1 pseudogene is annotated in these 970 nt (G+C 80.8%); it reads left to right on the top strand.

The features are described 5' to 3' along the window. Positions 1–321: 321 nt before the first annotated feature. Positions 322–970: pseudogene (locus MSIMFI_RS26590) on the top strand (hypothetical protein); the annotation flags it as partial.

Genomic DNA, 970 nt, shown 5'->3' with positions numbered 1-970 from the left:
GCCGCCGGGCAAGCCGTCACCGCCGGCCCCTCCAACGCCACCCGCGCCGCCGTCACCGCCGGCGCCGGCGGTGACGGCGGCGCGGGTGGCGTTGGAGGGGCCGGCGGTGACGGCTTGCCCGGCGGCTTGAACAGTCCGGCCGGTCGTGGCGGCGCTGGTGGCGTCGGTGGCAACGCTGGGGCCGGCGGCAACGCGGGCGCCTTCGGCGTCAATGGCAGTGGTGGTAGCGGCGGGGACGGTGGCGCGGGCGGGACCGGCGGCACCGGCGCGGCCCAGCTGGAAATCGGCCCCGGAAAGGGCGCCGGCATGGGTGGCCACGGCGGCGACGGCGGCGCCGCCGGCGCGGGCGCGGCCGCGGGCACCGGCGGGTTGGGCGGATCGGCGGGCGGCTACGGCAACGGCGGACGCGGCGGCGACGGCGGCGCGGGCGGGGCCGGGCTCAGCGGCGCGCCCGGCACCGGCGCCAATGGCACCATCGCCGGGTCGGGCGGTGAGGGCGGCAACGGCGGCAACAGCGGTCCCGGCGGCACCAACGGCGACGGCGGCAATGGCGGTGCCGGCGGAGTTGGTGGCGACGGCGGAACCGGCACCGCGGACAGCGGCAGCGGCGGCGGCAAGGGCGGCAACGGCGGAAAGGGCGGCCTCGGCGGGTTCACTGGTGTCGCCGGGACGGGCGGCACGGGTGGCAGCAACGGCACCGGCGGCACTGGCGGTGCCGGCGGTGCCGGCGGCGCAGGCGCGGCTGGCGGTGCCGGCACCGGGAACGCGGGTGGCAACGGCGGCCTCGGCGGCGACGGCGGCGACGGTGGCCCCGGTGCCACCGGTGGCACCAACGGCAATGGCGGGGCCGGCGGCGTTGGCGGCGCCGGCGGCGCCGGCGGCTCCGGCACCCAAGACGACGGTTTCGGTGCTGGTAATGGCGGCATGGGCGGCACCGGCGGTGACGGCGGCACCGGCGGCTGGCCGGGAC

Origin of the sequence: Mycobacterium simulans (genome assembly GCF_900232995.1) — a bacterium.
In the GTDB taxonomy this organism is placed as follows: domain Bacteria; phylum Actinomycetota; class Actinomycetes; order Mycobacteriales; family Mycobacteriaceae; genus Mycobacterium; species Mycobacterium simulans.
This window is presented reverse-complemented; position numbering and strand designations above follow the sequence as displayed.